General features: G+C 69.4%; 23 protein-coding genes and 1 rRNA gene. 21 read left to right on the top strand and 3 right to left on the bottom strand.

Annotation, left to right across the window (positions count from 1 at the left end; genetic code table 11):
• Positions 1–149: 149 nt before the first annotated feature.
• Positions 150–1,895, bottom strand: a complete 1,746-nt coding sequence (locus tag ACJMNC_RS09060) for a sulfite reductase flavoprotein subunit alpha (RefSeq protein ID WP_408947620.1) — start codon at positions 1,893–1,895, stop codon at positions 150–152.
• 167 nt (positions 1,896–2,062) lie between these two features.
• Between ACJMNC_RS09060 and ACJMNC_RS09055 the strand changes: the two genes are divergently transcribed.
• The 13 genes from ACJMNC_RS09055 to ACJMNC_RS08995 all read left to right on the top strand — a co-directional run bounded on the left by ACJMNC_RS09055 (position 2,063) and on the right by ACJMNC_RS08995 (position 13,580).
• Positions 2,063–2,722 carry an L-threonylcarbamoyladenylate synthase gene (locus ACJMNC_RS09055; protein WP_408947619.1) on the top strand — a complete coding sequence of 220 codons (660 nt, stop codon included), beginning with the start codon at positions 2,063–2,065 and terminating at the stop codon, positions 2,720–2,722.
• Positions 2,719–3,951 carry a serine hydroxymethyltransferase gene (gene glyA, locus ACJMNC_RS09050; RefSeq protein ID WP_408947618.1) on the top strand — a complete coding sequence of 411 codons (1,233 nt, stop codon included), beginning with the start codon at positions 2,719–2,721 and terminating at the stop codon, positions 3,949–3,951. Before ACJMNC_RS09055 ends, glyA begins: the two co-directional genes overlap by 4 nt.
• A gap of 13 nt (positions 3,952–3,964) precedes the next feature.
• A complete protein-coding gene (locus ACJMNC_RS09045; RefSeq protein WP_408947788.1) occupies positions 3,965–5,143 on the top strand; it encodes an MraY family glycosyltransferase in 1,179 nt (392 codons plus the stop codon).
• Positions 5,144–5,153: 10 nt separating this feature from the next.
• Positions 5,154–5,669, top strand: coding sequence for a hypothetical protein (locus ACJMNC_RS09040; protein ID WP_408947617.1), 516 nt, complete (start codon positions 5,154–5,156; stop codon positions 5,667–5,669).
• A gap of 349 nt (positions 5,670–6,018) precedes the next feature.
• On the top strand, positions 6,019–6,702 hold the full coding sequence (gene atpB, locus ACJMNC_RS09035; RefSeq protein WP_408947616.1) for a F0F1 ATP synthase subunit A: 684 nt from the start codon (positions 6,019–6,021) through the stop codon (positions 6,700–6,702).
• 80 nt (positions 6,703–6,782) lie between these two features.
• Positions 6,783–7,028, top strand: coding sequence for an ATP synthase F0 subunit C (locus tag ACJMNC_RS09030; protein WP_408947615.1), 246 nt, complete (start codon positions 6,783–6,785; stop codon positions 7,026–7,028).
• A 17-nt stretch (positions 7,029–7,045) separates the two neighbouring features.
• Positions 7,046–7,612: a F0F1 ATP synthase subunit B gene (locus tag ACJMNC_RS09025; RefSeq protein WP_408947614.1), complete on the top strand. Its 567-nt coding sequence runs from the start codon at positions 7,046–7,048 to the stop codon at positions 7,610–7,612.
• A 51-nt stretch (positions 7,613–7,663) separates the two neighbouring features.
• Positions 7,664–8,488 carry a F0F1 ATP synthase subunit delta gene (locus ACJMNC_RS09020; RefSeq protein ID WP_408947613.1) on the top strand — a complete coding sequence of 275 codons (825 nt, stop codon included), beginning with the start codon at positions 7,664–7,666 and terminating at the stop codon, positions 8,486–8,488.
• 58 nt (positions 8,489–8,546) lie between these two features.
• A complete protein-coding gene (atpA, locus tag ACJMNC_RS09015; protein WP_408947612.1) occupies positions 8,547–10,181 on the top strand; it encodes a F0F1 ATP synthase subunit alpha in 1,635 nt (544 codons plus the stop codon).
• Position 10,182: 1 nt separating this feature from the next.
• Complete coding sequence (locus ACJMNC_RS09010) at positions 10,183–11,139, top strand: F0F1 ATP synthase subunit gamma (RefSeq protein WP_408947611.1); 957 nt, start codon at positions 10,183–10,185, stop codon at positions 11,137–11,139.
• A gap of 30 nt (positions 11,140–11,169) precedes the next feature.
• Entirely contained in the window at positions 11,170–12,618 is a 1,449-nt protein-coding gene (atpD, locus tag ACJMNC_RS09005; RefSeq protein WP_408947610.1) for a F0F1 ATP synthase subunit beta, read from the top strand.
• Between the two features lie 9 nt (positions 12,619–12,627).
• Positions 12,628–13,005: a F0F1 ATP synthase subunit epsilon gene (locus ACJMNC_RS09000; protein ID WP_408947609.1), complete on the top strand. Its 378-nt coding sequence runs from the start codon at positions 12,628–12,630 to the stop codon at positions 13,003–13,005.
• Between the two features lie 98 nt (positions 13,006–13,103).
• Entirely contained in the window at positions 13,104–13,580 is a 477-nt protein-coding gene (locus tag ACJMNC_RS08995) for a DUF2550 domain-containing protein (protein WP_408947608.1), read from the top strand.
• Positions 13,581–13,648: 68 nt separating this feature from the next.
• Here the strand turns inward: ACJMNC_RS08995 and ACJMNC_RS08990 are convergent, their stop codons facing one another.
• Positions 13,649–14,239: a cob(I)yrinic acid a,c-diamide adenosyltransferase gene (locus ACJMNC_RS08990; protein ID WP_408947607.1), complete on the bottom strand. Its 591-nt coding sequence runs from the start codon at positions 14,237–14,239 to the stop codon at positions 13,649–13,651.
• An 87-nt stretch (positions 14,240–14,326) separates the two neighbouring features.
• Between ACJMNC_RS08990 and murA the strand changes: the two genes are divergently transcribed.
• The 7 genes from murA to ACJMNC_RS08955 all read left to right on the top strand — a co-directional run bounded on the left by murA (position 14,327) and on the right by ACJMNC_RS08955 (position 22,970).
• Entirely contained in the window at positions 14,327–15,583 is a 1,257-nt protein-coding gene (gene murA / locus ACJMNC_RS08985) for a UDP-N-acetylglucosamine 1-carboxyvinyltransferase (RefSeq protein ID WP_408947606.1), read from the top strand.
• Between the two features lie 138 nt (positions 15,584–15,721).
• Positions 15,722–16,993 (top strand): NDMA-dependent methanol dehydrogenase, encoded by a 1,272-nt coding sequence (gene mdo / locus ACJMNC_RS08980; RefSeq protein WP_408947605.1) that lies wholly within the window; start codon positions 15,722–15,724, stop codon positions 16,991–16,993.
• Positions 16,994–17,145: 152 nt separating this feature from the next.
• Complete coding sequence (locus ACJMNC_RS08975; protein WP_408947604.1) at positions 17,146–18,213, top strand: MadB family AAA-type ATPase; 1,068 nt, start codon at positions 17,146–17,148, stop codon at positions 18,211–18,213.
• 3 nt (positions 18,214–18,216) lie between these two features.
• Positions 18,217–19,734 (top strand): MadC family VWA domain-containing protein, encoded by a 1,518-nt coding sequence (madC, locus tag ACJMNC_RS08970; RefSeq protein WP_408947603.1) that lies wholly within the window; start codon positions 18,217–18,219, stop codon positions 19,732–19,734.
• A gap of 37 nt (positions 19,735–19,771) precedes the next feature.
• Positions 19,772–20,968, top strand: coding sequence for an iron-containing alcohol dehydrogenase (locus ACJMNC_RS08965; protein ID WP_408947602.1), 1,197 nt, complete (start codon positions 19,772–19,774; stop codon positions 20,966–20,968).
• Positions 20,969–20,970: 2 nt separating this feature from the next.
• Complete coding sequence (locus tag ACJMNC_RS08960; RefSeq protein ID WP_408947601.1) at positions 20,971–22,308, top strand: MadS family sensor histidine kinase; 1,338 nt, start codon at positions 20,971–20,973, stop codon at positions 22,306–22,308.
• Positions 22,305–22,970 (top strand): MadR family response regulator transcription factor, encoded by a 666-nt coding sequence (locus ACJMNC_RS08955; protein ID WP_408947600.1) that lies wholly within the window; start codon positions 22,305–22,307, stop codon positions 22,968–22,970. The genes ACJMNC_RS08960 and ACJMNC_RS08955 overlap by 4 nt, the downstream gene beginning before the upstream one ends.
• A gap of 34 nt (positions 22,971–23,004) precedes the next feature.
• On the opposite strand, the gene mftM is transcribed toward ACJMNC_RS08955, so the two are convergent.
• Positions 23,005–23,793 carry a mycofactocin oligosaccharide methyltransferase MftM gene (gene mftM, locus ACJMNC_RS08950; protein WP_408947599.1) on the bottom strand — a complete coding sequence of 263 codons (789 nt, stop codon included), beginning with the start codon at positions 23,791–23,793 and terminating at the stop codon, positions 23,005–23,007.
• A gap of 625 nt (positions 23,794–24,418) precedes the next feature.
• Between mftM and ACJMNC_RS08945 the strand changes: the two genes are divergently transcribed.
• Positions 24,419–24,525, top strand: a 16S ribosomal RNA gene (locus tag ACJMNC_RS08945); the annotation flags it as partial.

Here is a 24,525-nt window from a genome sequence, read left to right as displayed (position 1 = left end):
GGCACTCCCGGGCGACGGTGCCGGGGAGTCGATGTCGCGACGACGTTGGCGCGACATCCCTGTCAGCCTAATAGAGGTAAGGCTTACCTATCTAGCCCCGCGGGCGTGGCGCGCGTCTCAATTCCGGTGTCCCTCATGCCGGGCGGCGGTCAGTACACGTCCCGGACGTAGCGCTTGTCGGCTTTGAGCGCGTCCACATAGTCCCGGGCGCCGGCGGCGTCGAGACCACCGTGTTCGGCGACGATGTGGACGATCGCGTCGTCGACGTCGTGGGCCATGCGCGCGGCGTCGCCGCAGACATAGAGGTATGCGCCGCGCTGCAGCCAGGCGTACAGCTCGGCGCCGTTCTCACGCATCCGGTCCTGGACGTAGACCTTGTGGTCCTGATCGCGGGAGAAGGCGAGGTCCAGGCGGGTGAGCAGGCCGGACTCGGTGAACTCGGCGAGTTCGGACTCGTACAGGTAGTCGGTGGCGCGGTGCCGGTCGCCGAAGAACAGCCAGTTCTCTCCGGTGGCGCCCCGCGCCGCCCGTTCGTGCAGGAAGGCGCGGAACGGGGCGATGCCGGTGCCCGGGCCGATCATGATGATCGGGACGTCGTCGCCGGGTAGCCGGAACGACGAGTTCGGGGTCGGGTAGATGCCGATCTGCCGGTCAGGGCAACGGTCGGCGAGATGGGTGGAGCAGGCGCCGCCGCGATCGCGGCCGTCGCTGTGGTGGCGGACCACGGCGACGGTGAAGTGCACGCTGCCGGCGTGGCGCAGCGGGCTCGAGGAGATCGAGTACACCCGCGCGGTGAGCGGGCGCAGTTCGTCGGCGAGCTCCTCGGGGGTCAGGCTCAGCGCCGGATCGACGTTGAGCAGGTCCAGTACGTCGCGGCCCCACAGGTAGGCGTCGTAGGCATCGTGATCGGCTGTGTCGACCAGGCGCCGCAACTCGGGGTCGCCGGTGCGGGCGGCGAAGAAGTCCACCAGATGCTTTGCCGGCGTGGAGATCTCGAGCCGGTGCAGGAGGGCGTGCCGGAAGGTGGTGACCCCGTCGCGTCCCGGGATCGGTTCGTCGCCGGTGGCGCCGAGCCGGGTGATGATCGCCTCGACCAGGGCCGGGTCGTTGACGGTGACCACGCTGAAGCCGTCGCCCGGCTGATACTCCAGACCGCTCTCGCCCAGATCCACCTCCAGGTGGCGCACCTCCTTGTCCGAGCCCTCCCTGGAGAGCAGTACGTCGGCGGTGATGCGGGCGGGGTAGGGGTTCTTCCGGCCCCACGGCGACTTGCCGGCCCGCCGCCCGGCGGCGGAGGTCTGCGCCGCCTCGGCGGGCTCGGCGCTCCTCGCGGATTCCGCAGGCTCGGGCTCGGGTTCGGCGTCCGGCTCTGCTGCCACAGGGGCGGGCGCGGTGGTCTGCGCGGCCTCGGTGAAGGCGGCCATGGCGCGCGGCAGCCACTCGTCGACCGGCGGCTGGAAGTCCAGGTCGCAGTCGACCCGCTCGATCACCCGGGTGCCGCCGAGTTCTTCGAGCCGGGCGTCGACGTCCTTGCCGGCCTGACAGAAGAAGTCGTAGATCGAGTCGCCCAGGGCGATGACCCCGAACTGCAGCCCGTCGAGCCGGGGTGCGTCGGCGGCACTGAACTCGTCCCAGAAGTCGGCGGCGTCGTCGGGGATCTCGCCTTCGCCGTAGGTGGCGCACACCACGACCAGCCGGTCGAGTCCGGCCAGGGTGGCGGTGTCCAGGTCGGCGCCGTCGATCACGCTCGCCTCGAAGCCGGCTTCCACGCCTTTCTCCACCACCTGGTCGGCGATCCACTCGGCGTTGCCGCTCTGGGTGATGAACACGACCGACAGGGTGCGGGTGTCGGTGGCGAGGCTGCCGGTGTCGGGAGCCTGGTGCAATTGGGTCATGGCGTCGGGCTTTCGTCGTCGGTGGCCAAACTTCTGGACAGTCGTCTATTTAGGTTAGCTAAGCCTAAGGTCATACGGAAGAGTGAAAGCGGTCCGGATCCGGGGTGCCGATCCGGATCGCCGAAGGCGGTACCGGGCCGCGGCGCGCCGCGTGCAAGGATGGAACGGTGAGTGCCGTCTTCGACTGCAGTGATCCCGCCGAGCGTTCCGCCGGACTGCACGCGGCCGTCGCCGCCGCCCGTAGCGGCCGGCTGGTCGTGATGCCCACCGACACCGTGTACGGGCTGGGCTGCGATGCCTTTGACTCGGCGGCGGTCTCCGATCTGCTCGCCGCCAAGGGGCGCGGGCGCGACATGCCGGTCCCGGTGCTGGTGGGGTCCTGGCACACCGTCGACGGGCTGGTGGCCTCGATGACGCCGCAGGCCCGGGAGCTGGTGCAGGCCTTCTGGCCGGGAGGCCTCTCGCTGGTCATGGAGCAGGCGCCGACTCTGGCCTGGGACCTCGGCGACACCGACGGCTCGGTGATGCTGCGCATGCCGCTGCACCCGGTGGCGATCGAGGTGCTGCGTGAGGTGGGACCGATGGCGGTCTCGAGCGCCAACGTCTCCGGACAGCCGCCGGCCGTCACCGCCGCCGACGCCCGCGCCCAGCTCGGCGAGGAGGTGACCGTCTATCTCGACGGCGGGCGCGCCGAACTCGGCACGGCCTCGACCATCGTCGACCTGACCGGTGAGACGCCGCGCGTCCTGCGCGAAGGGGCGGTGAGCCTGGCCGAGGTGGCCGAGGTCCTCGACTGCGTCCCGGACGAGCTGCGGGCGGACCGATGACGGTGCCCGATCCGCTGGCGGCGGCCGACCCGCAGGTCGCCGCGCTGATCGAACGGGAGCAGCGCCGCCGCGACCGCGGGCTGCAACTGCTCGCCGCCGAATCGTCGGCCACCCCGGCGGTGCGGGTGGCGATGGCCTCGGTGCTGGCCGACAAGTACGCCGAAGGCTATCCGGGGCGCCGCTACCACGGCGGCTGCGAGGTGGTCGACGAGGTGGAGAACCTCGCCGCCGACCGCGCCCGGGCACTCTTCGGCGCCGACTACGTCAACGTCCAGCCGCTGTCCTGGGTGCTGGCCAACCTGGCCGTGCTGGCCGCCTTCGCCCAGCCGGGCGATCCGATCCTGTCCCTGGGCCTGCGCCACGGCGGGCACCAGTCGCACGGCTCGCGGGCCAACTCCTCGGGCCGCTGGTTCAACGTCGTCAACTACGGGGTCCGCCGGGACACCGAACAGGTCGACTACGACGAGCTGCGCACCCTGGCGCTGCTGCACCGGCCGCGCGTGATCGTCGCCGGCGGCACCTCGTACACCCGGGACTGGGACCTGCCCGCACTGCGGTCGATCGCCGACGAGGCGGGCTGCATCCTCTGGGTGGATGCCGCCCACACCGCCGGCCTGGCCGCCGGGGGCGTGCTGCCCTCGCCGGTGCCCTACGCCGACGTGGTCACGGTGGCCACCAACAAGGTGCTGCGCGGTCCGCGCGGGGGACTGCTGCTGGCCCGTGCCGAACACGCCGAGGCGCTCGGCCGCGCGGTCTATCCCTTCCTTCAGGGCGCACCGGCGATGCATGCGATCGGCGCCAAGGCGGTGGCCTTCGCCGAGTCGGCGACCGATGCCTACCGTGCCTATGCGAGCACGGTGGCCCATGCGGCCCGGGCGCTGGTCGCATCGCTGGAGGAGTACGGACTGCGGCCGGTGGCCGGCGGCACCGACACCCACGTCGGCATCGTCGAGGTCACCGGGCTGGGCCTGACCGGGCGGCAGGCCGCCGACCGGCTGGCCGCATCCGGGATCGTCGTCGACAAGGCGATCACCCCGTTCGACGAGCAGCCGGTGGCTCTGGGCAGTGCGATCCGCTTCGGGACGGCCGTGGCCGCGGCCGCCGGCCTGAGCGCGCAGCGCATGCCCGAGGTGGCCCGGTTGATGGTGCAGGCCATGCGTACCCCGCTCGGCGACACCGCGCGACACGAGGGCACCGCGAGCGAGATCGCCGCCCTGCTGTCCGAGTAGCCTGAGCGGCGTGATGGATCCCGGGAGCGGCGCGATGCCGATGGCGCTCGCCACCACCGTCGGCGGCGCGGGCGTCCCGCTCCGCGAGCTCGCGCTGGTGGCGCTCAGCGCCGCCGGGATCACCTATCTGCTGACCTCCCTGGTGCGCGTCTTCGCGGTCCGGGCCGGGGCCGTCGCCGTCCCCCGCGAGCGCGACGTGCACGTGATCCCCACCCCGCGGCTCGGGGGAGTGGGGATGTACGCCGGGGTGGTCTGCGCGATCGCCCTGGCCGCTCAGCTGCCGGCCCTCAACCGGGGTTTCGCGTACACCCACGACATGCTCGCGGTGGTCACCGCCGGACTGGTGATCGTCCTGGTCGGGGTGATCGACGACCGCTGGGGACTCGACGCGCTCACCAAATTCGTGGGTCAGCTCACCGCCGCCGGAGTGCTGGTGGTGATGGGCGTCAACTGGAATCTGCTCTACGTCCCGTTCGCCGACATCGGCACCGTGGTACTCGATCCGCTGCAGGCCGGGCTGCTCACCATCCTGATCACGGTCACCACCATCAACGCGATGAACTTCGTCGACGGTCTCGACGGACTGGCCGCGGGTCTGGGGCTGATCGCGGCATCCGCCGTGCTCATCTTCTCGCTCGGACTGCTGCACGATCAGGGCGGTGACGTCAGCTACTACCCGTCGGCGCTGATCACCGCCGCCCTGGCCGGCGCCTGTCTGGGTTTCCTGCCGCACAACTTCTCGCCGGCCCGCATCTTCATGGGCGACTCGGGCGCCATGCTCATCGGGCTGATGCTGGCGGCCGCGTCGACGAGCGCCTCGGGCCGTCCGGCGCGCAACGCCTACGGCACCGCCGATCTGTTCACCCTGCTCTCCCCGCTGGTGCTGGTGGCGGCGGTGATGTTCATCCCGCTGCTCGACATGGCCATGGCGGTGGTCCGCCGCACCCGGGCCGGAGTCGGCTTCTACACCCCCGACAAGATGCATCTGCACCACCGGCTGCTGGAGCTGGGCCATTCCCAGGCGCGGGTGGCGCTGCTGATCTATCTGTGGGTGGGGGTGCTGGCCTTCTCGGTGGCCGCCTGCACCCTGGTCGACCCGGTGATCGTCGCGCCGTTCTTCGCCGCCGGTCTGCTGATCGCCCTGGTGGCCACGTTCGCGCCCAGGTTGAGCCGCCGGCTCGCCAGTCGATAGCCTGAACCTCGTGTCCAGTACCGATGATGCCGGCAGCGCCGGTTCCCGCGACGAGGCGACGCCCGGCGCCGACAGCCCCGGCGGCGAGACCGCCGAGACCGAATACGACTCGCTCGCCCCGCTCAAGACCGGTCTGCGGTACGGGATCTGGGGGCTGGGCATCCTGACGGTCCTGGGCCTGCTGATCTTCTGGCCCAAGGACGGTCTGCCCGGCCTGTGGGGCGTGCTGATCGGCGCCGGCGTGGGCGGCGCCTTCATCCTGATCACCGCGGTGGTCATCCTGACCTCGGTGAACCTCAAACCGTCGGCCACGATGGCGGCGGTGATGGGCTCGTGGTTCCTCAAGATGGTGGCCGTGCTGGTGGTGATGGCGATCCTGAGGGAGATGGACTTCTACTCCAAACCGGCCCTGGTGACGATGCTGATCGGTACCATCATCGCGGTGCTGGGCAGTGAGGTGTGGGGTGTGATGAGCACCCCCACGCCCTACGTCGAACCCGCACGCGACAACGCCGACCGCAAGTGAGCAAGGTCACCGCAGATCCGCTGACCAGCTACTACAACCGATAGTAGTTCGGTGGGCGATCCTGATCAGCCGGTCTGACCAGGGGGCGATTCGCGGGCACCGATAACTACTTGATAAAGTTCTGCACGCAAGAGCACACGAGGTTGCAACGCAGATTCGCGCTGCCATGCCGTCGTGCTCACCACACGATGGCCGATCCGACCGGAAGACCACTCACCTTCCGGCGCTAGAACGGGAGAGACCGCTGAGCGCAACAATCGTCGCCGACGAATTCCACCAGCCTTCGCTGTGGGACTTCTTCCCGAAGGAAGTTCTCTTCGCAGACACCCCGTTCGCCCTGGACCGGCTGATGATCATCCGGGTGGTCGTGGCCGTCCTGGTGGCCCTGTGCTTCGCGCTGGCGATGCGGAACGCCAAGCTGGTTCCGGGCGGCGTGCAGAACGTCGCCGAGAACGCCCTGGACTTCGTGCGGATCAACATCGCCGAAGAGATCCTCGGTAAGGAGAACGGCCGCAAGTACCTGGCGATCATCGCCTCGATCTTCTTCGCGACGCTGTTCCTGAACCTCACCTCGATCATCCCGTTCCTGAACATCTCGTCGAACGCCCGGATCGGCATGCCGATCGTGATGGCCGCCGCCGCCTACATCACCTATGTCTGGGTGGGCGTGCGCAAGTTCGGTTTCTTCGGCTTCGTGCGGTCCTCGATCGTGCTGCCCAACGTGCCGCTGCCGGTGCACTTCCTGCTGGTGCCGATCGAGTTCATCTCGACCTTCCTGCTGCGGCCGTTCACGCTGACCGTCCGACTCATGGCCAACATGCTCGCCGGCCACATCATGCTGGTGCTGTTCTTCGCCGCCACCCAGTACTTCCTGTTCAGCGGAACCTGGCACATCGTCTTCGCGCCGTTCTCGCTGCTCGTCGGCATCGGCTTCACCTTCTTCGAGCTGCTCGTGATCGTTCTGCAGGCGTACATCTTCGCCCTGCTGACCGCGGTCTACATCGACCAGTCGATCCACGCCGACCAGCACTGATCCAGACCAACCACCGACTCAACAGAGACTGACTCGCTCGCCCGACCGGGTGGGGAGCCACCAAGAAAGGGAATCGCAAGATGAGCTACATCGCCCAGACTCTCGCCGAAAGCTCCGAGATCACCGGTAAGGGCTTCGGCGCCATCGGTTACGGCCTCGCCGCGATCGGCCCGGGCATCGGCGTCGGCATCGTCGCCGGCAAGGCCATCGAGGGTATCGCCCGTCAGCCCGAGCTGGCCGGCCAGATCCGCACCACCATGTTCCTGGGTATCGCACTCTCCGAGGCACTGGCGCTGATCGGTATCGTCACCGGCTTCATCTTCTGATCGCGGGAAGACAGATCATGATCAACGAGTTGATTCTCGCAGCCTCGGAGGAGGGTGGCGAGCACGAGCCGCCCAATCCGCTGCTGCCCCAGTGGTACGACATCATCTGGTCGTTGGTCGCCTTCGCCGTCGTCCTCTTCGTGTTCTGGAAGTACGTCATCCCGATGTACCAGAAGGTGCTCGACGAGCGGCGCAACACCATCGAAGGCGGCATCGAGCGCGCCGAGGCCGCACAGGCCGAAGCCAATGCTCAGCTCGCGGCCTACCGTGAGCAGCTCGCCGGCGCCCGTGAAGAGGCCGCGGCCATTCGCGAGGAGGCCCGCACTCAGGGCGGACAGATCATCGCGGACATGAAGGCCCAGGCCACCACGGAAAGCGATCGGATCATCGCCAACGGCTCCGCCCAGCTCGACGCCCAGCGTCAGCAGGTCGTCTCCGAACTGCGCGGCGATCTCGGACGGATGTCGATCGACCTGGCCGAGAAGCTGGTCGGCAGCTCGCTCACCGACGAGGCCCAGCAGGCCGGGACCGTCGACCGGTTCCTCGCCGAGCTCGACACCGTCGGCAACGAGTCCGCCAAGTAAGCGACCCCGGCACGCCGCCACCGCAAGCGCAACCAGAAGGAATGTAGGTACATGCACGCAGCGTCAAGCCGTGAAGCCCTCGAGGGGGCTCGCGTCGAGCTGGAAGCAGCCCTGAGGGGCAGCGATGCGCCGGCCACCACCGGCGTCACCGTCGGCACCGAGCTGCTCTCGGTGTCCGCCACCGTGTCGGACGACCGGGCTCTGCGGACCGCCCTCGGGGATTCGGCCACCGCGCCGGATCTGCGGGCCGGCATCGCCGAGCGCGTGCTCACCGGCAAGGTGCATGACCTGACCCGCCAGACCGTCGCCTCGGCGGCGGCCCGGCACTGGTCCACCGACGCCGATCTGGTTGCCGGACTGGCGAGTCTCGGGCGCGAGGCACTGCTGCTCTCCGCCAAGGACAGCGGCGAGCTCGACACCGTCGAGGACGAGCTGTTCCGGCTCTCGCGGGTCGTCAAGGACAACACCGAACTCGAGCAGGCCCTGTGCGATCCGGCCCGCTCGGCGAGCGATCGGGCCGGCCTGCTGGCTTCGCTCATCGCCGGCAAGGTCAACCCGGTCACCGAACGCCTGGCAGTCCAGGCGATCACGACCGACACCGACAACGCTCCCGGTGACGTCATCGACTCCCTGTCCGGTCTGGCGGCCGCCGCCAACGGGCGCAAGGTGGCCTATGTCAGCTCGGCGACCGAGCTCTCTGCGCAGCAGCGCACGGAGCTGGCGGGCAAGCTGTCGGCGATCTACGACTCCCCGGTCACCCTGCACATCGACATCGACTCCGAGCTGCTCGGTGGCGTCGTCGTGCGTGTGGGTGACGAACGTATCGACGGCAGTATCGCCGGCCGGCTGGCGGCTCTGCGCCGCAGCCTGCGGTGACCGTCACTGATTATCAAGATTCCCAGACCACCCAAGAAAGCCAGGAAGAGCAAGGAACATGGCCGAACTGACCATCTCCTCCGAGGAGATCCGGAGCGCTATCGCAAGTTACACCGAGGAGGTGGGTAGCGAGGCCACGCGCGAAGAGGTCGGCACCGTTACCGATACCGGCGACGGTATCGCCCACGTCGGCGGTCTGCCCGGCGCCATGGCGAACGAGCTGCTGGAATTCCCCGGCGGCATCCGCGGCGTCGCACTGAACCTCGACGTCGACAACGTCGGCGCCGTCATCCTGGGTGACTACGAGAACATCGAAGAAGGCCAGGAGGTCAAGCGGACCGGCAACGTGCTGTCGGTGCCCGTGGGCGACAAGTTCCTCGGCCGCGTGGTGGACCCACTGGGTGCGCCGATCGACGGTCTGGGATCGATCGAGGCCGAGGCCGACCGCGTCCTCGAGCTGCAGGCCGCCACCGTGCTCGAGCGCCAGCCGGTCGAGGAGTCCCTCGCCACCGGTATCAAGGCCATCGACGCCATGACCGCCATCGGCCGCGGCCAGCGTCAGCTGATCATCGGCGACCGCAAGACCGGCAAGACCGCGGTCTGCATCGACGCGATCCTGAACCAGAAGGCCAACTGGGCCACCGGCGATCCGGAGAAGCAGGTCCGCTGCATCTACGTCGCCATCGGCCAGAAGGGCTCGACCATCGCCGGCGTCAAGCAGACGCTGGAGGAGAACGGCGCGATGGAGTACACCACCATCGTCGCCGCCCCCGCCTCCGACTCCGCCGGCTTCAAGTGGCTGGCCCCGTACACCGGCTCGGCTCTCGGACAGCACTGGATGTACCAGGGCAAGCACGTCCTGATCGTGTTCGACGATCTGTCCAAGCAGGCCGAGGCCTACCGCGCCATCTCGCTGCTGCTGCGCCGCCCGCCGGGCCGCGAGGCCTACCCGGGCGACGTCTTCTACCTGCACTCGCGTCTGCTGGAGCGTTGCGCCAAGCTCTCGGACGAGATGGGCGGCGGCTCGATGACCGGCCTGCCGATCATCGAGACCAAGGCCAACGACGTCTCGGCGTTCATCCCGACCAACGTCATCTCGATCACCGACGGCCAGGTCTTCCTGGAGTCGGACCTGTTCAACAAGGGCGTCCGGCCGGCCATCAACGTCGGTATCTCGGTCTCCCGTGTCGGTGGCGCCGCCCAGACCAAGGGCCTCAAGGACGTGTCCGGCTCGCTGCGTCTGGAGCTGGCCCAGTTCCGTGAGCTCGAGGCCTTCTCGGCCTTCGCCTCCGACCTCGACGCCGCCTCCAAGGCGCAGCTCGAGCGCGGTGCCCGCTGGGTGGAACTGCTCAAGCAGGACCAGAACAGCCCGGTGGCCGTCGAAGACCAGATCGTCTCGCTGTACCTGTGCGGCGAGGGCTTCATGGACTCGGTGCCGGTGGGCGACATCCGCCGCTTCGAGGCCGAACTGCTCGGCGATCTGCACCACAGCGCCAAGGGCGTCTACGAGAACATCGCCGGCGGCAAGAAGCTCAGCGACGACGACAAGTCGGCCCTGGCCACGGCCACCGACAACTTCAAGGCGGGCTTCATCGCCTCCGACGGCAGCCGCGTGGTCGAGGTGCCGGCCGACGCCCTGGCCGCTGAGGACGTCGAGTCCGAGACGATCCGAGTGACGAAGAAGCAGAAGTAACATGGCAACCATTCGGGAGCTGCGTTCGCGGATCCGGTCGATCCAGTCGACCAAGAAGATCACCAAGGCGCAGGAGCTGATCGCGACCTCGCGGATCACCAAGGCACAGGCACGGGTGGCTGCCGCCCGCCCCTACTCCGAGGAGATCACCCGGGTCGTCACGACGCTGGCCAGCGCCTCGTCGTCGCTCGAGAGCCCGCTGCTGGTGGCCCGGGAGAATCCGCGCCGGGCTGCGGTCCTGGTGGTCACCAGCGACAGCGGTCAGTGCGGCGGCTACAACGCCAACGTCCTCAAGGAGACCGAGGAGCTGCTGTCGCTGCTGCGCTCGGAGGGCAAGGAACCGGTCGTGTACGTGATGGGCCGCAAGGGCATCGGGTACTACACCTTCCGCGACCGTCCGATCGCGGCGAGCTGGTCCGGCTTCTCGCAGCAGCCGGCCTTCGCCGACGCCGGTGCCGCCGTCACCCACCTGGTGGACTCCTTCCTCACCGGTTCCGGTGAGCAGGTGGATCTGCCCGGCGGCGGCTCCATCGAGGGCGTCGACGAGTTGCACGTGGTCTACACGCGCTTCGTGTCCATGCTCACCCAGCGACCGGTCGTGCGCCGGATGGCGCCGGTCGACGTCGAGTTCGAGGTCGAGCAGCTCGACCTCGGCGAGGACATGCTCGACGAGACCCCGTCCAACGGCGGCGTCCCGGCCGACATCGAATTCGAGCCGGAGGCCAAGCAGCTGCTCGACGCGCTGCTGCCGAAGTACGTGGCCTCGCGGATCTTCGCGGCGCTGCTCGACTCGGCGGCTTCGGAGAACGCGGCCCGCCGCACGGCGATGAAGGCCGCCACCGACAACGCCACCGAGCTGGAACGGACCCTGTCCCGCCAGGCGAACGCGGCACGTCAGGCTCAGATCACCCAGGAAATCAGCGAGATCGTCGGCGGCGTCGAAGCGCTGGCCCACTGACACACGACCAACGAGGAAAGTGAAGTAACCATGACTGCAGCAGTCACCGATTCGACCGCGGGCGCCGCTTCGGCGACCGCCGGTCGCGTCGCCCGGGTCATCGGGCCCGTCGTCGACGTCGAGTTCCCGCGTGGCGCCGTCCCCGATCTGTTCAACGCCCTGCACGCCGAGATCACCCTGCCGGCCGTGGCCAAGACGCTGACCCTCGAGGTCGCGCAGCACCTCGGCGACAACGTGGTCCGCACCGTGTCCATGCAGCCCACCGACGGCCTGGTCCGCGGCGCCTCGGTCACCGACACCGGCAAGCCGATCTCGGTGCCGGTCGGCGACGTGGTCAAGGGCCACGTGTTCAACGCGCTGGGCGACTGCCTGGACGCGCCGGGCACCGGTCGCGACGGCGAGCAGTGGGGCATCCACCGCAAGCCGCCGGCCTTCGACCAGCTCGAGGGCAAGACCGAGATCCTCGAGACCGGCATCAAGGTCATCGACCTGCTGACCCCGTACGTCAAGGGCGGCAAGATCGGCCTGTTCGGCGGCGCCGGTGTGGGCAAGACCGTGCTCATCCAGGAGATGATCACCCGTATCGCCCGCGAGTTCTCCGGTACCTCGGTGTTCGCCGGCGTCGGGGAGCGCACCCGTGAGGGCACCGACCTGAAGCTGGAGATGGAGGAGATGGGCGTCCTCCAGGACACCGCCCTCGTCTTCGGCCAGATGGACGAGCCGCCGGGGACGCGTATGCGCGTGGCCCTCTCGGCCCTGACCATGGCCGAGTACTTCCGCGACGTGCAGCACCAGGACGTGCTGCTGTTCATCGACAACATCTTCCGGTTCACCCAGGCCGGCTCGGAGGTCTCCACGCTGCTCGGCCGGATGCCGTCCGCGGTGGGCTACCAGCCGACCCTGGCCGACGAGATGGGTGAGCTGCAGGAGCGGATCACCTCGACCAAGGGCCGTTCGATCACCTCGCTGCAGGCGATCTACGTGCCGGCGGACGACTACACCGACCCGGCCCCGGCGACCACCTTCGCCCACCTCGACGCGACCACCGAGCTCTCGCGCCCGATCTCGCAGCTGGGTATCTACCCGGCCGTGGATCCGCTGACCTCCACCTCGCGCATCCTGGAAGCCTCCATCGTCGGCGACGAGCACTTCCGCGTCGCCAACGAGGTGAAGCGGATCCTGCAGAAGTACAAGGAACTGCAGGACATCATCGCCATCCTCGGTATGGACGAGCTCTCCGAAGAGGACAAGGTCACCGTCGCCCGCGCCCGTCGCCTGCAGCGCTTCCTCGGCCAGAACTTCCTGGTCGCCGAGAAGTTCACCGGCCAGGTGGGCTCCGTGGTGCCGCTCGCCGACACCATCGAGGCCTTCGACCGGGTCTGCAAGGGCGAGTTCGATCACCTGCCCGAGCAGGCGTTCAACAGCTGCGGCGGTCTTGACGACGTCGAGGCTGCGGCCGCCAAGATCGCCGGAAAGTAGTCGCTGGACATGGCTGAGAAGACCTTCCGACTGGACGTGGTCTCACCCGACACCTCGCTGTACTCGGGCAATGCCACGATCCTCGTCGCACAGACCACCGACGGCGAACTGGGCGTCCTGCCCGGCCACGCACCGCTGCTGGGCGAACTCGCCCCGGGCGGTTGCGTGGTGGTCACCGAAGAGAGCGGCGACAAGATCGCCATGGCGGTCCAGGGCGGCTTCCTCTCGGTGACCGCCACCGAGGTGAAGGTGCTCGCCGAGGCCGCTCAGTTCGCGTCGGAGATCGACGCGAGCGCCGAGCAGGCCGCTCTGGAGGCGGCGGAGGAGGGCAGCGCGGCATACCTGCAGGCGCGTTCCCGGCTCCGTGCCGTCGCCGCGGTGAGCTGATCCGGCGACCGACGATGATGTGTGCAACCAGCCGCCCCGAACGATCGGGGCGGCTGGTTGCCTTTTTCCGCTCGTGTAGCAGCAGGGGAGTGTGAGCAGTGCCCTGGTGGTCCTGGCTGATCCTGGCGGTTCTGCTCGCCGGGCTGGTGCTGCTGGCCGTCCTCGTCTATAGAGTGACGGAGGTGCGGCGGGCCGGGACCCCGGTCATCCTGCGCCGGCTGCCCGCGGCGGCCGATCAGGGCTGGCGGCACGGGTCCGTGCACTACAACGACTATTCGCTGGTGTACTACCGGCTCAGTTCACTGCGCATCGGCCCGACGGCGGTGCTGCCCCGGCGCCGGCTCGAGATCGTCGGCCGGCGGCACCCCGAGGGCACCGAGCTGGAGATCATGGAGCCGGACACGGTGATCGTGCACCTGACCGTGAACGCTCCGGGCGGCAAGAAGCTGCCGCCGTCCCGCGCCGGTGAGCGCGCCGACTACGAGGTGGCCCTGGACCGGGACCTGCTCACCGGACTGCTGTCCTGGATCGAAGCGCGGTCGCCGAGCCGCGCACGGTGGCGCCGCGCCGCCTGACGGGGCCGCCGCCTGACGGGGCCGCCGCCTGACGGGGCCACCGCCTGACGGGGCCGGCGCAGGAGCGGTCAGCGATTGCGGCTCTCGCCCGGCACCCACTTCACGTCCCCGCGGCCGTCGCGCACATTGGCCACCCGGCCCAGGATGAACAGCAGATCCGAGAGCCGGTTGAGGTACTTGGCCGGCAGCACGCTGGTGTTCTCCGGATCGGCGTCGATCGCCGCCCACGCCGACCGCTCGGCACGACGGGTGACCACCCTGGCCTGATGGAGCAGTGCCGACAGGGCTGTGCCGCCCGGCAGGATGAACGAATCCAGCGGGGTCAGCTCCTCGCCGAACCGGTCGCACCAGCCCTCGAGGGCGTCGATGTAGCTCTCGAGCACGCGCAGCGGCGGATACTCCGGATTCTCGACGACCGGAGTCGACAGGTCCGCGCCGGCGTCGAAGAGATCGTTCTGCGCCACGGTGAGGACCTCGGCGATGTCGGTGGGCACGTCGCCGCCGAGCGTGAGCGCCAAACCGATCGCGGCATTGGCTTCGTCACAGTCGGCGTAGGCGACCACCCGGGGATCGGTCTTGCGGACGCGGGAGAAGTCGGAGAGTCCGGTGGTGCCGTCGTCGCCGGTACGGGTGTAGATCTTCGTCAGATGCACTGCCATGATCTCCAACCTAGCCGCTGCGGCGTCGCGCCGGAGCGTGCCGGACGGCGGCGGGCTCCGCCGGAGCGATGCCCTAAACTGACGGACGTGAGCGATCGCTATCTCGTGACCGGTGGTGCTCGGCTGGCCGGTCGGGTCGTTGTCGGGGGCGCAAAGAACAGTGTGCTGAAGCTGATGGCCGCGTCGCTGCTCGCGCACGGCCGGACGGTGCTGACCAATGCACCGGAGATCGCCGACGTCCCGCTGATGGCCCAAGTCCTCGAAGGGCTCGGCGCCTCGGTGCAGATCGACGGCGACCGGGTGACCATCGACACCCCTGAGGTGCCGAGCCATCACGCCGACTTCGAGGCGGTGAAGCAGTTCCGGGCCTCGGTGTGTGTGCTGGGGCCGCTGATGGCCCGCTGCCGTCGCGCGGTGGTCGCGCTGCCCGGCGGCGACGCGATCGGCTCCCGGCCGCTGGACATGCACCAGGCGGGGCTGCGGGCCCTCGGTGCGCACAGCGCCATCGAGCACGGCTGTGTGGTGGCGCAGGCCGACGATCTGATCGGGGCCCAGATCGGCCTGGAGTTCCCGTCCGTCGGGGCCACTGAGAACATCCTGATGGCCGCGGTGCTGGCCGACGGCGTGACCGAGATCGACAACGCCGCCCGGGAGCCGGAGATCGTCGACCTGTGCGAGATGCTGATCGAGATGGGCGCCCGCATCGACGGGGTGGGCACCGAGACCCTGATCGTGACCGGGGTGGAGCGGCTCTCGCCGACCAGCCATCACGTGGTCGGCGACCGGATCGTCGCCGGCACCTGGGGGATCGCGGCCGCGATGACCCGCGGGGACGTGGAGGTGGTCGGCATCCCGCCGCAGCACCTGGCGCTGGTGCTGACCAAGCTCGAGCACGCCGGCGCCGTCGTCGACCGCTTCGAGGACGGTTTCCGGGTGCGTCAGCAGGACCGCCCGCGCTCGGTGAACACCGCCACCCTGCCGTTCCCCGGCTATCCCACCGACCTGCAGCCGATGGCGATCGGGCTGGCCTCGATCTCCGAAGGGATGTCGCTGATCACCGAGAACGTCTTCGAAGCCCGGTTCCGGTTCGTCGAGGAGATGGTGCGGCTGGGCGCCGATGCCCGCACCGACGGGCATCACGCGGTGGTCCGCGGCATCGATCAGCTCTCCTGCGCGCCGGTCTGGTCCAGCGACATCCGGGCCGGGGCGGGTCTGGTGCTGGCCGGACTGGTGGCCGACGGGGTCACCGAGGTCCACGACATCGAGCACATCGATCGCGGCTATCCGCACTTCGAGGAGAATCTGCGCGCCCTCGGCGGCGAGATCGAGCGGGTTCGCGGCTGAGACCTGTCCGACCGGACAGGTGGGTCACCTGAACCTGCGGGCACTCTCGGGTGCACAGGGTCAGGTCCCATTGCCCATGCTGTGACCTGGGGAACATTCTGGTGAGGAACCGCAGTCACCTCACAAGGAGAGCACCTCATGGCCATCGAGCTGAATCAGATCTGGGACTTCCCGATCAAGGAGTTCCACCCCTTCCCGAAGGCGAAGCTGGGAGTGGGCGCCCACGACATCCTCGGTGTGGAGGCCAAGGAACTCGGCATGACCCGGGTGCTCCTGATGACCACCGGTCTGCGCGGCTCGGGCATCATCGATGAGCTCAAGGGCAAGATCGAGTACCAGGGCGTGGACGTCGTGCTCTTCGACGAGGTCGAGTCCAACCCCAAGGACTACAACTGCATGGACGCCGCGGCGCGGTACCAGTCCGAGAAGTGCGACGGCATCATCTCGGTCGGCGGCGGCTCGAGCCACGACGCCGCCAAGGGCGCCCGCATGGTGATCGCCCACGACGGCCGCAACATCAACGAGTTCGAGGGATTCTCCAAGGCCACCAACAAGGAGAACCCGAAGCACATCGCCGTCTCCACCACCGCCGGCACCGGCTCGGAGACCTCCTGGGCCTACGTCATCACCGACACCTCGGACATGGACAACCCGCACAAGTGGGTGGCCTTCGACGACACCTGCCTGGTGGACCTGGCGATGGACGATCCGCTGCTCTACTACTCGTGCCCCGAGCACTTCACCGCCTTCTGCGGCTTCGACGTGCTGGCGCACTGCACCGAGCCGTACGTCTCCCGGCTCGACTTCGCTCCCTCGCTGGGCAATGCGAAGTACTCGATCGAGCTCATCCGCGATCACCTGCGCACCGCCGTCTACGAGCCCCACAACCTCGAGGCCCGCACCGGCATGATGCACGCCCAGTACATCGCCGCACAGGCCTTCAACTCCGGCGGCCTGGGCCTGATCCACTCGCTCTCGCACGCCTTCAGCGCCTTCTACGACAGCCACCACGGCCTGAACAACGCGATCGCCCTGCCGCGGGTCTGGGAGTACAACCTGCCGGCCCGCTACGAGCGGTACGCCGACATCGCCGCGCTGCTGGGTGTGGACACCCGCAACCTGACCACGGTGCAGGCCGCCGACGCCGCGGTCGAAGAGGCCATCCGGATCTCCAAGGACCTGGGCATCCCGGAGAACTTCGGCCAGCTGAACGTCGACACCTACGAGAAGAACCAGATGAACACCGGCAAGTACGCCGGCAAGGGCACCGGGGTGGACACCTCGGAGAAGCAGATCCGGGCGATCAGCGAGCACATGATGGGCGACTGGTGCACGCCGGGCAATCCGCGTGAATGCACCGTCGAATCGATGATCCCGATGGTGCGGCACGCCATGACCGGCACCTACTGACCGGGACGCGGTGAGCAGACACCGACCGCTGCTCCACCGCACCGATGCCCTCCGGGCGGCCGACGACGCGCCGGCCGCCCGGAGTTCCATCCGAATCGCCCCCGCCGCACCCGGCAGAGAATCTCGCCGCACCCGGCAGAACCGAGGACCTGATGAGCGACGCCGCCCCCGACACCCCGACGACCGCCTTCGCCGCGGTCGACGACCTGTCCGACGCCCTGGCCGGCCAGGGTTATCTCATCGACGCCGAGCTGGCGGTGGTGGTGCATCTGGCCACCCTGCTCGACCGGCCGCTGCTGCTCGAGGGCCCGGCCGGGGTGGGCAAGACCGAACTGGCGAAGGCGCTCGCAGCGGCCGCCGGCCGCGACCTGATCCGGCTGCAGTGCTACGAGGGACTCGACGAGGCCCGCGCCCTGTACGAATGGGATTACGCCCGGCAGCTGCTGCACGTGCAGATGCTGCGCGACCGGATCAGCGAGGAGCTGTCCGGCCATGCGACGCTCGCCGAGGCCTCGGCCGCGCTGGCCCGCACCGAGGTGGGCGTCTACACCGAGGACTTCCTGGTGCCGCGCCCGCTGCTCTCGGCCATCATGTCCGACGAGCCGACCGTGCTGCTGGTGGACGAGGTGGACCGCACCGACGAGGCCATGGAGGCGGTCATGCTCGAGGTCCTCGCCGAGCGGCAGGTGACCGTACCCGAACTGGGCACCTTCACCGCGCGATCGGCGCCGTGGGTGATCCTCACCTCCAACGACACCCGCGAACTCTCACCGGCGCTCAAACGCCGCTGCCTGCACTTCTCGGTCGACTACCCCGACGCGGACCGCGAACGGCGCATCGTCGCGGTCCGGGCGCCGGACGTGGAGGACGAGATCATCGGCGACGTGGTGGACCTCGCGCGCCGGCTCCGCGACCTGCCGCTGCGCAAGAGTCCGTCGATCGCCGAGGTGATCGACGCGGCCAGGGCGGCCTCGCATCTGAAGGCCGATCCGGCCCGCCGCGAGCGCATCGGCGGCGTCGATCCGGCGCTGCTCTCGCTGCTGCTCAAGTTCGGCACCGACGTCGAGCACGCACGCCGGGCCCTGGCCGCCGGGCTGCCGGCCTCCCCGGCGGCCGAGCGGGGCCCGGCCGAGACCGAGTGGGCGGCCGCACCGGCCGGCGGCTCGGTCACCGAGCGCGCCTTCGGCGCCGGCCGGGCCCGGAGCGCGGCGCGGGGCTGACCGGTGATCGACTTCCGCGACGACGCACTGGATCTGCTCGCGGTCCAGTTCGGCCGGGTGCTGCGCCACTTCGCGGTGGCGGCCTCGCCGGCCGAGGTGATCGACATCCGGCGCGTCTTCGACATCGTGGGCGCAGCCGACATCGAGCGGCTGGCCACCGCACTGCGGGCGGTCAGCGCCAAATACGGCTATGAGCGAGAGGGCTTCGACCTGGCCTTCGCGCTGTTCTTCCAGCGCACCGGGGCGCCGCCGCCGGAGGACGATCTGCCGCGCGTGCGCGGCCTGGCCGGGGAGCTGCCCGACGATCTCGAGTGGGACGAGGAGTTCACCGGCGCCGCCCGGATGATCGGCGCCGACGAGCACACCGTGGAGATCGGCGAGCTGATGATCGACGATCCGGACGCCCGCGAACGCACCGGGGAGAGCGCCCACCGCGAGGAGAACGACTTCTCGGTCTCCTCGGGCGCCGAAGCGCTCCAGGTGGACACCGACTCGTCGGCGGTCTCCGGCGGGGTGACCTACACCGTCGAGGTGGACCACGCCGCCGCCGGCGAGGCCGGTGAGCTGGTGGGCACCGCCGCCCGGGTGGAGGGCACCGACCTGACGCTCTCCGATGCGGGGGCGCTGCTGGCGGCGCTGTCGGCCTCGGACGGCCGGGCCGCCTACGGCGTCGACGGCGCCGAAGGGCTGGACGAACATCGCAGGCAGCAGCTCGAGCAGGCCCTGGCGCGGTTCGTCGAAGCGCTCAGCGACCGGCTGGCCGCCGCCGATCCGGCGCCCGGCGACGACGAGGGCCCGCCCGCGCCGGTCTACCGGGATCAGGCCGACATCGACCGGGCCTGTCACCGGCTGGTGCAGCGCATCCGCGGGGCGCCGCGACGGGTGAGCCGGCGCACCGACGCCGGCCCCCTCGACATCCGTTCGACGATGCGGGCCGCCGTCAGCACCGACGGTGTGCCGATCGACCTGTGGCGCCGGCGCCGGGTGCCCGGCCCGGTGCGGCTGCTGGTGCTGGTGGACGTGTCGCTGTCGGTGCGTCCGGTCACCGGCTTCATTCTGCGGCTGGCCCAGACGCTGCATCGCTTCGGCGACCGCTGCGAGGTGATCGCCTTCGTCGACCGGCCGGTGCTGGTGACTCCCGCGCTGCGCAGCGCCTCCCCGGAGGCCGCCCTGACCGCGGTGCTCGCCGCCGACGGTCTGGACCTGTCGGCCACCAGCGACTACGGGCGGTTCTGGACCGAACTGGTCGCCGAGCACGGCGACCTGCTGACCCGGCGCACCAGTGTGCTGGCGGTGGGCGACGCCCGGTCCAATGCCTTCGACCCGCGGGTGGACCTGCTGGCCGACGTCGCCCGCCGGACCCACCGGCTGGCCTGGCTGACCCCGGAGCCCTCCCGGTACTGGACGCAGACCGGCTGCGCACTCGGCGACTACGCCGAGCACTGCAGCGGGGTGATCAGCGCTCGCGACGGCGCCGAGATCCTCGAGCGCTGCGACGAACTGGGTGCGGCACTGCGGTGAGGGCGGTACCTTCGGGACGGAACGAGGAGGTCGGCCGGTGATCGGTGCCAGTCCCGGAGCGGCGGCCGCGGCTCGCCGTCGTCCGGCCACCCGCGTCACCAAGTTCCACACCCCGGAGATCGTGCTGGGGCGCGGCGCCTTCCCGGAGGCCGCCCGCGCGCTGGCCGGACTCGGCGTGCGCCGGCCGCTGCTGGTCGCCGACCGTCGGCTGGCGGCGACCGTCTGGTACGACCAGCTGCTGATCGAACTGCGTGCCGGCGGACTGGCGCCGGCCGTCTACCTGGACGTGACGCCCAACCCGCGGGCCACCGAGGTCACCGCGGGCTTCACGCGCTACGCCGAGCACGGCGCCGACGGGTTGATCGCGCTCGGCGGCGGCTCGGTGATCGACACCGCCAAAGGTGTGGCGGTGCTCGCCTCCAACGGCGGGCTGATCCTCGAATACGAGGGCATCGACCGCGCCGACCGTCCACTGCCGCCGCTGGTGGTGGTGCCGACGACGGCGGGCAGCGGCGCGGACGTCTCCCAGTTCTGCATCATCAACGACGCGCAGCGGCACACCAAGGTCACCATCATCGGCCGCACCCTGGTGCCGAACGTCTCGGTGATCGACCCGCAGCTGCTGACCACCGCACCGCAGGAGGTCACCGCCCAGGCCGGCATGGACACGCTCACCCACTGCGTGGAGGCCTTCGTCTCGCTGGCGCACAGCCGGCTCACCGACACCCTCGCCGTCGAAGCGCTGAGCGGGGTCTGGACCAACCTCGAACGGCTGGTGCAGGATCCCGGCGATGCGGAGGCGGGGGAGGAGATGGCGTTGTCCTCGCTGCGGGCCGGGATGGCCTTCACCAACGCCATCCTCGGCGCCACCCACGCGATGAGTCACCCGGTGGGCGGGCGCTGCGATGCCCCGCACGGCACCATCAACTCGGTGCTGCTGCCTCACGTCATCCGTTACAACGCGCAGGTCTGCGCCGACGACTTCGTCGATCTGGCGCGGGCGATGGGCATCGACGACAGCGGTCCGGCCCGCTCGGTCGCTGACCGTCTGGCCGACGAGGTCGCGGCTCTGGCCGCGCGGGTGGGCATGCCGGCGACGCTGACCCCGCTGGGGGTGGCCCACGACGACCTGGACATCCTGACCGGCAATGCGCTGGCCGATTCGTGCATGATCACCAACCCGCGCCGGCCCGACGCGACCGAGGTGCACCAGCTCTATCGGCAGGCGCTGTAGCCGTGGGCGCGCCGGAACCGGATCTGTCCGCCCTGGTCGGCCTGCACACGGTCAAGGGCGGGCACTACGCCCAGTACCGCGGTACGGCGGCGCGGCTGGGCCGGGTCATCACCGCGCTGGAGGGCATCTCCAAGGCGCTGGTGCAGACCGCCTCCGGCCCCGACGTCCTGGTGGCGGCGGTCGTCGACGCGGTGCGCGAACACCTCGGTGCCCGCTGGGTGCTGTTCGCGCTGGCCGACGGCGCACTCGAGCAGACCGGGCCGCGGCATCTGATCGCGGAGCGCGACGGCACGATCTCGGCCTTCGAGGGGGTCGCCGGCGCGCCGGTGCCCACCGATCTGCCGGATGCGGTGCTCAACCGGCTCAACGACATCCTGCGCGGGGAGGCTGCGGTGCTCGCGGCGCCGATCGTCGAAGACCATCATCTGCACGTCCCGGTGGAACTCGACGGAGAGGTGGTCGGCGGTCTGTCGGCCTGGACGCCCGACGGTCATCCGGTGGACCCGACCGATCTGATCGTGCTGCGCATCCTGGCCGGCCAGGCCACCGTCGCACTGGTCAATGCGGAACTGTTCTCGCAGGCCAATCAGCGGGCGGCCGAACTCGCCGAACGCAACGACGAACTCGAGCGCACCCAGCGGGAGCTGTCGGCGGCGCAGCGCCGGACCCTGCTGAGCACCGAACGCTCGCGGATCGCACGGGAGTTGCACGACTCGGTGGGGCAGTCGGTGCTCTCGGCCGGTCTGCAGATGGAATTGGCCCGCGGCGAGGTGAGCCCGGCCGGACTCGAACACCTCGACAAGGCGGTGGGCCTGAGCCGGGACGCGATGAAGCAGCTGCGCGGGGCCATCTACACGCTCGGCGACAGCGGGGCGTCGTCGCTGAGCATCCGCGGCACCCTCGACCAGCTGTGCGCGCTGCACCTGCCGTCGGACACGCGCAGTGCGGTGGTGGTGCGTGGACGGCCGCGGGAACTGCCCGGCGATGTGCAGCACGCCCTGCTGCGGATCGCAGGCGAATCGCTGTTCAACGCCTCCGCCCATGCCGGGGCGACCCAGGTGACGGTGACCCTGGCCTACGACGCCGAGCGGATCGCCCTGTACGTCGACGACGACGGCTCCGGCGATCCGGAGCGGCTGCGCACGCTGATGGCGGCCGCACTGGAGGGCGACTTCGCGGCCGGTCACCACCGCGGCCTGGCGAACATGTCCTCCCGTGCCGCCGAGCTCGGCGGGCGGGTGCGGATCCGCCGTTCCCGGCTCGGCGGGGTACGGATCGCGGCCACCGTGCCGGTGCCGGCCGACCGGCCGACCGAGCCGAACAGGAAGGAGCCGTCGTGAGTGTCGATGGCGGAACAGCGCAGCGCCGGCCCATCCGGACGGTCCTGGTGGACGATCACGCCCTGCTGCGCGAGGGGCTCCGCTCGCTGCTCGACCGGGACGACGAGGTCGCCGTGGTCGGGGAGGCGGGCTCCTTCGACGAGGCGCTGGCCGAGATCGCACTGGGCAGGCCCGACGTGGTGGTGGTGGATCTGAAGCTGACCGCGGCCACCGAATACGAGGGGCTGCGGCTGATCAAGGAGATCTCCCGGCGTCACCCGGAGGTGGCGATCCTGGTGCTGACCACCTTCCTCGACGACGACCTGGTGATCCGGGCTGTGCGGGCCGGCGCGCGCGGCTACGTGGTCAAGGACGTCGACACCACCGAACTGCTGCGGGCCATCCGGGCGGTCTCCACCGGCGGCAGTGCCTTGGACCCGCGCAGTGCGACCATCGTCATGCGGACCATGGCGGGGGAGCGGAACGTCTCCGAGGAGCTCACCGAGCGCGAGCGGGAGGTGCTGCGGCTGCTGGCCGGCGGGTTGTCGAACGCCGAGATCGGCCGTCGGCTGTTCATCTCCGAGTCGACGGTCAAGTTCCACATCCGGAATCTGATCCACAAGCTCGGCGTCACCAAGCGCACCGACGCGGTCTACGTGGCCAGCAAGCGCGGCCTGATCTGACGGGCGGATGCCGGCGCAGCCGGGCGACGGCGGTTCAGGCCTTGTCGAGGACCAGCCACCCGCCGTGATCGGTGAAGATCTCGGCGTAGCAGTGCGTCCAGGGCGCCGCCCACCGCTGCAGGTCGTCGACGGTCAGCCGCTGCAGGTGACCGAAGTGCGGGCTGGGCTGCTCCTCGAAGGGCACCGCCACCACCACCCGCCCGCGCGCCACCCGCAGTGCCTCGGCCAGGGCCTGGGGGACCTCGGACTCATCGAGGTGTTCGAGCAGGTGGATCAGGGTCACGGTGTCCACCGACTCGCTCGCGCACGGCAGGGCCCGGGCGTCGCCGTAGACGGTGGTCAGCGGCACGGCGAAGTCCTCGGCGGCAGTGGCGAGCAGGTCCAGTGCTCCCGTGCACAGGTCCAGCGCGCTGACCGTCATCCCGTCCTGGGCGCATTGCAGGGCCAGGAATCCGAAGCAGCAGCCCACTTCCAGCACGCTCTCGCCCGCCAGCAGCGACCGGGCCCGGCGATGGACCGGGGCGAAGGGCGAGGATCCGTCGCGCAGTTGGGCCACCGAGTTCCGGTAGAACGCCTGCCAGGCGCGCTGCGGGGAGTCGGCGCAGTCGGTGATCACCTGCACTGCCGCCGCCTCGAAGGCCTCCCGGCCCCGCAGCCGGCCGGCGCTCACCAGCGATTCGAGACCGGCCACGACACTGGCATCGCTGAGCTCGTCGAGAGTCAGCCCGTGCTGTACGCGTCCGTCGCACATCTGCCACGCCGGAGCAGCGTCTCCGGCCTGCGAAGCGGTGTGCGGTGCCTGGTCGAGCGTCGTGAGGGCCATGCCTTCGACGCTAGAAACCGCAGGTCGGCAGGGGAACTGACCGAACGGTGGCCGACACCTGACCGATCGGCCAGGTCGGGAGTGACCGGGATTACACAGGCGTCCGGCGGCGTGTTCGACTGTTTCGGGGCCTGTGCGCCACCGCATGTACGTCGCTGACCTGCGATGACGCCCGGATCTCCATCCGGCGACCTGGCGATTTGCCTACCGCACGACATCTGCGTAACTTAATCCAAGTCAAAGCGGCCCGCCGCCGAGACGGCCAGCCGAGATCCGGCACTGTTCCGATTACGAACAGCGGTGGATCATGCCCAGGACATCACGTTCTGGTACGCTGGAACAGTTGCCCGGATTCGGGTGGCGCAACAGATGTTCACTGAAGTTCGCTCCATTTTTTGGTGGGGTGGTGTTGGTGGGTGTGTGTTCTTTGAGAACTCGATAGTGTGTGATGGATTTTCTTGTGCCGCATTTTTTGGCTGGTACAGGGAATGATTTTTTGATTGTTTTTTGCCAGTCAATTCTTTTTTTGGATTGTTTTTTGGTCAGGTTTTTGTTCTCTGATCGTTGTGTTGAAATCTTCTGTTGCCGGCCCTTTTGTGGGGTTGGTGGTGGGGGTTTTGATTTTTGTTCGGAGAGTTTGATCCTGGCTCAGGACGAACGCTGGCGGCGTGCTTAACACATGCAAGTCGAACGGAAAGGCCCAGCTTGCTGGGTACTCGAGTGGCGAACGGG

The sequence above is a fragment of the Gordonia sp. VNK21 genome (assembly GCF_046098115.1).
Lineage (GTDB): Bacteria > Actinomycetota > Actinomycetes > Mycobacteriales > Mycobacteriaceae > Gordonia.
The sequence above is the reverse complement of the archived record's forward strand: the minus strand, read 5'-3'. Positions and strand labels throughout refer to the sequence as shown.

Excerpts from the sequence above, each read along its gene's own strand:
- ACJMNC_RS09010 (WP_408947611.1), top strand. The coding sequence starts at position 10,183 with ATGGCAACCATTCGGGAGCTGCGTTCGCGGATCCGGTCGATCCAGTCG.
- ACJMNC_RS09045 (WP_408947788.1), top strand. The coding sequence starts at position 3,965 with ATGGATCCCGGGAGCGGCGCGATGCCGATGGCGCTCGCCACCACCGTC.
- glyA (WP_408947618.1), top strand. The coding sequence starts at position 2,719 with ATGACGGTGCCCGATCCGCTGGCGGCGGCCGACCCGCAGGTCGCCGCG.
- ACJMNC_RS09000 (WP_408947609.1), top strand. The coding sequence starts at position 12,628 with ATGGCTGAGAAGACCTTCCGACTGGACGTGGTCTCACCCGACACCTCG.
- atpB (WP_408947616.1), top strand. The coding sequence starts at position 6,019 with ATGATCATCCGGGTGGTCGTGGCCGTCCTGGTGGCCCTGTGCTTCGCG.
- ACJMNC_RS08990 (WP_408947607.1), bottom strand. The coding sequence starts at position 14,239 with ATGGCAGTGCATCTGACGAAGATCTACACCCGTACCGGCGACGACGGC.
- atpA (WP_408947612.1), top strand. The coding sequence starts at position 8,547 with ATGGCCGAACTGACCATCTCCTCCGAGGAGATCCGGAGCGCTATCGCA.
- mftM (WP_408947599.1), bottom strand. The coding sequence starts at position 23,793 with ATGGCCCTCACGACGCTCGACCAGGCACCGCACACCGCTTCGCAGGCC.
- ACJMNC_RS08975 (WP_408947604.1), top strand. The coding sequence starts at position 17,146 with ATGAGCGACGCCGCCCCCGACACCCCGACGACCGCCTTCGCCGCGGTC.
- ACJMNC_RS09020 (WP_408947613.1), top strand. The coding sequence starts at position 7,664 with ATGCACGCAGCGTCAAGCCGTGAAGCCCTCGAGGGGGCTCGCGTCGAG.
- ACJMNC_RS09025 (WP_408947614.1), top strand. The coding sequence starts at position 7,046 with ATGATCAACGAGTTGATTCTCGCAGCCTCGGAGGAGGGTGGCGAGCAC.
- mdo (WP_408947605.1), top strand. The coding sequence starts at position 15,722 with ATGGCCATCGAGCTGAATCAGATCTGGGACTTCCCGATCAAGGAGTTC.
- ACJMNC_RS09030 (WP_408947615.1), top strand. The coding sequence starts at position 6,783 with ATGAGCTACATCGCCCAGACTCTCGCCGAAAGCTCCGAGATCACCGGT.
- ACJMNC_RS09060 (WP_408947620.1), bottom strand. The coding sequence starts at position 1,895 with ATGACCCAATTGCACCAGGCTCCCGACACCGGCAGCCTCGCCACCGAC.
- atpD (WP_408947610.1), top strand. The coding sequence starts at position 11,170 with ATGACTGCAGCAGTCACCGATTCGACCGCGGGCGCCGCTTCGGCGACC.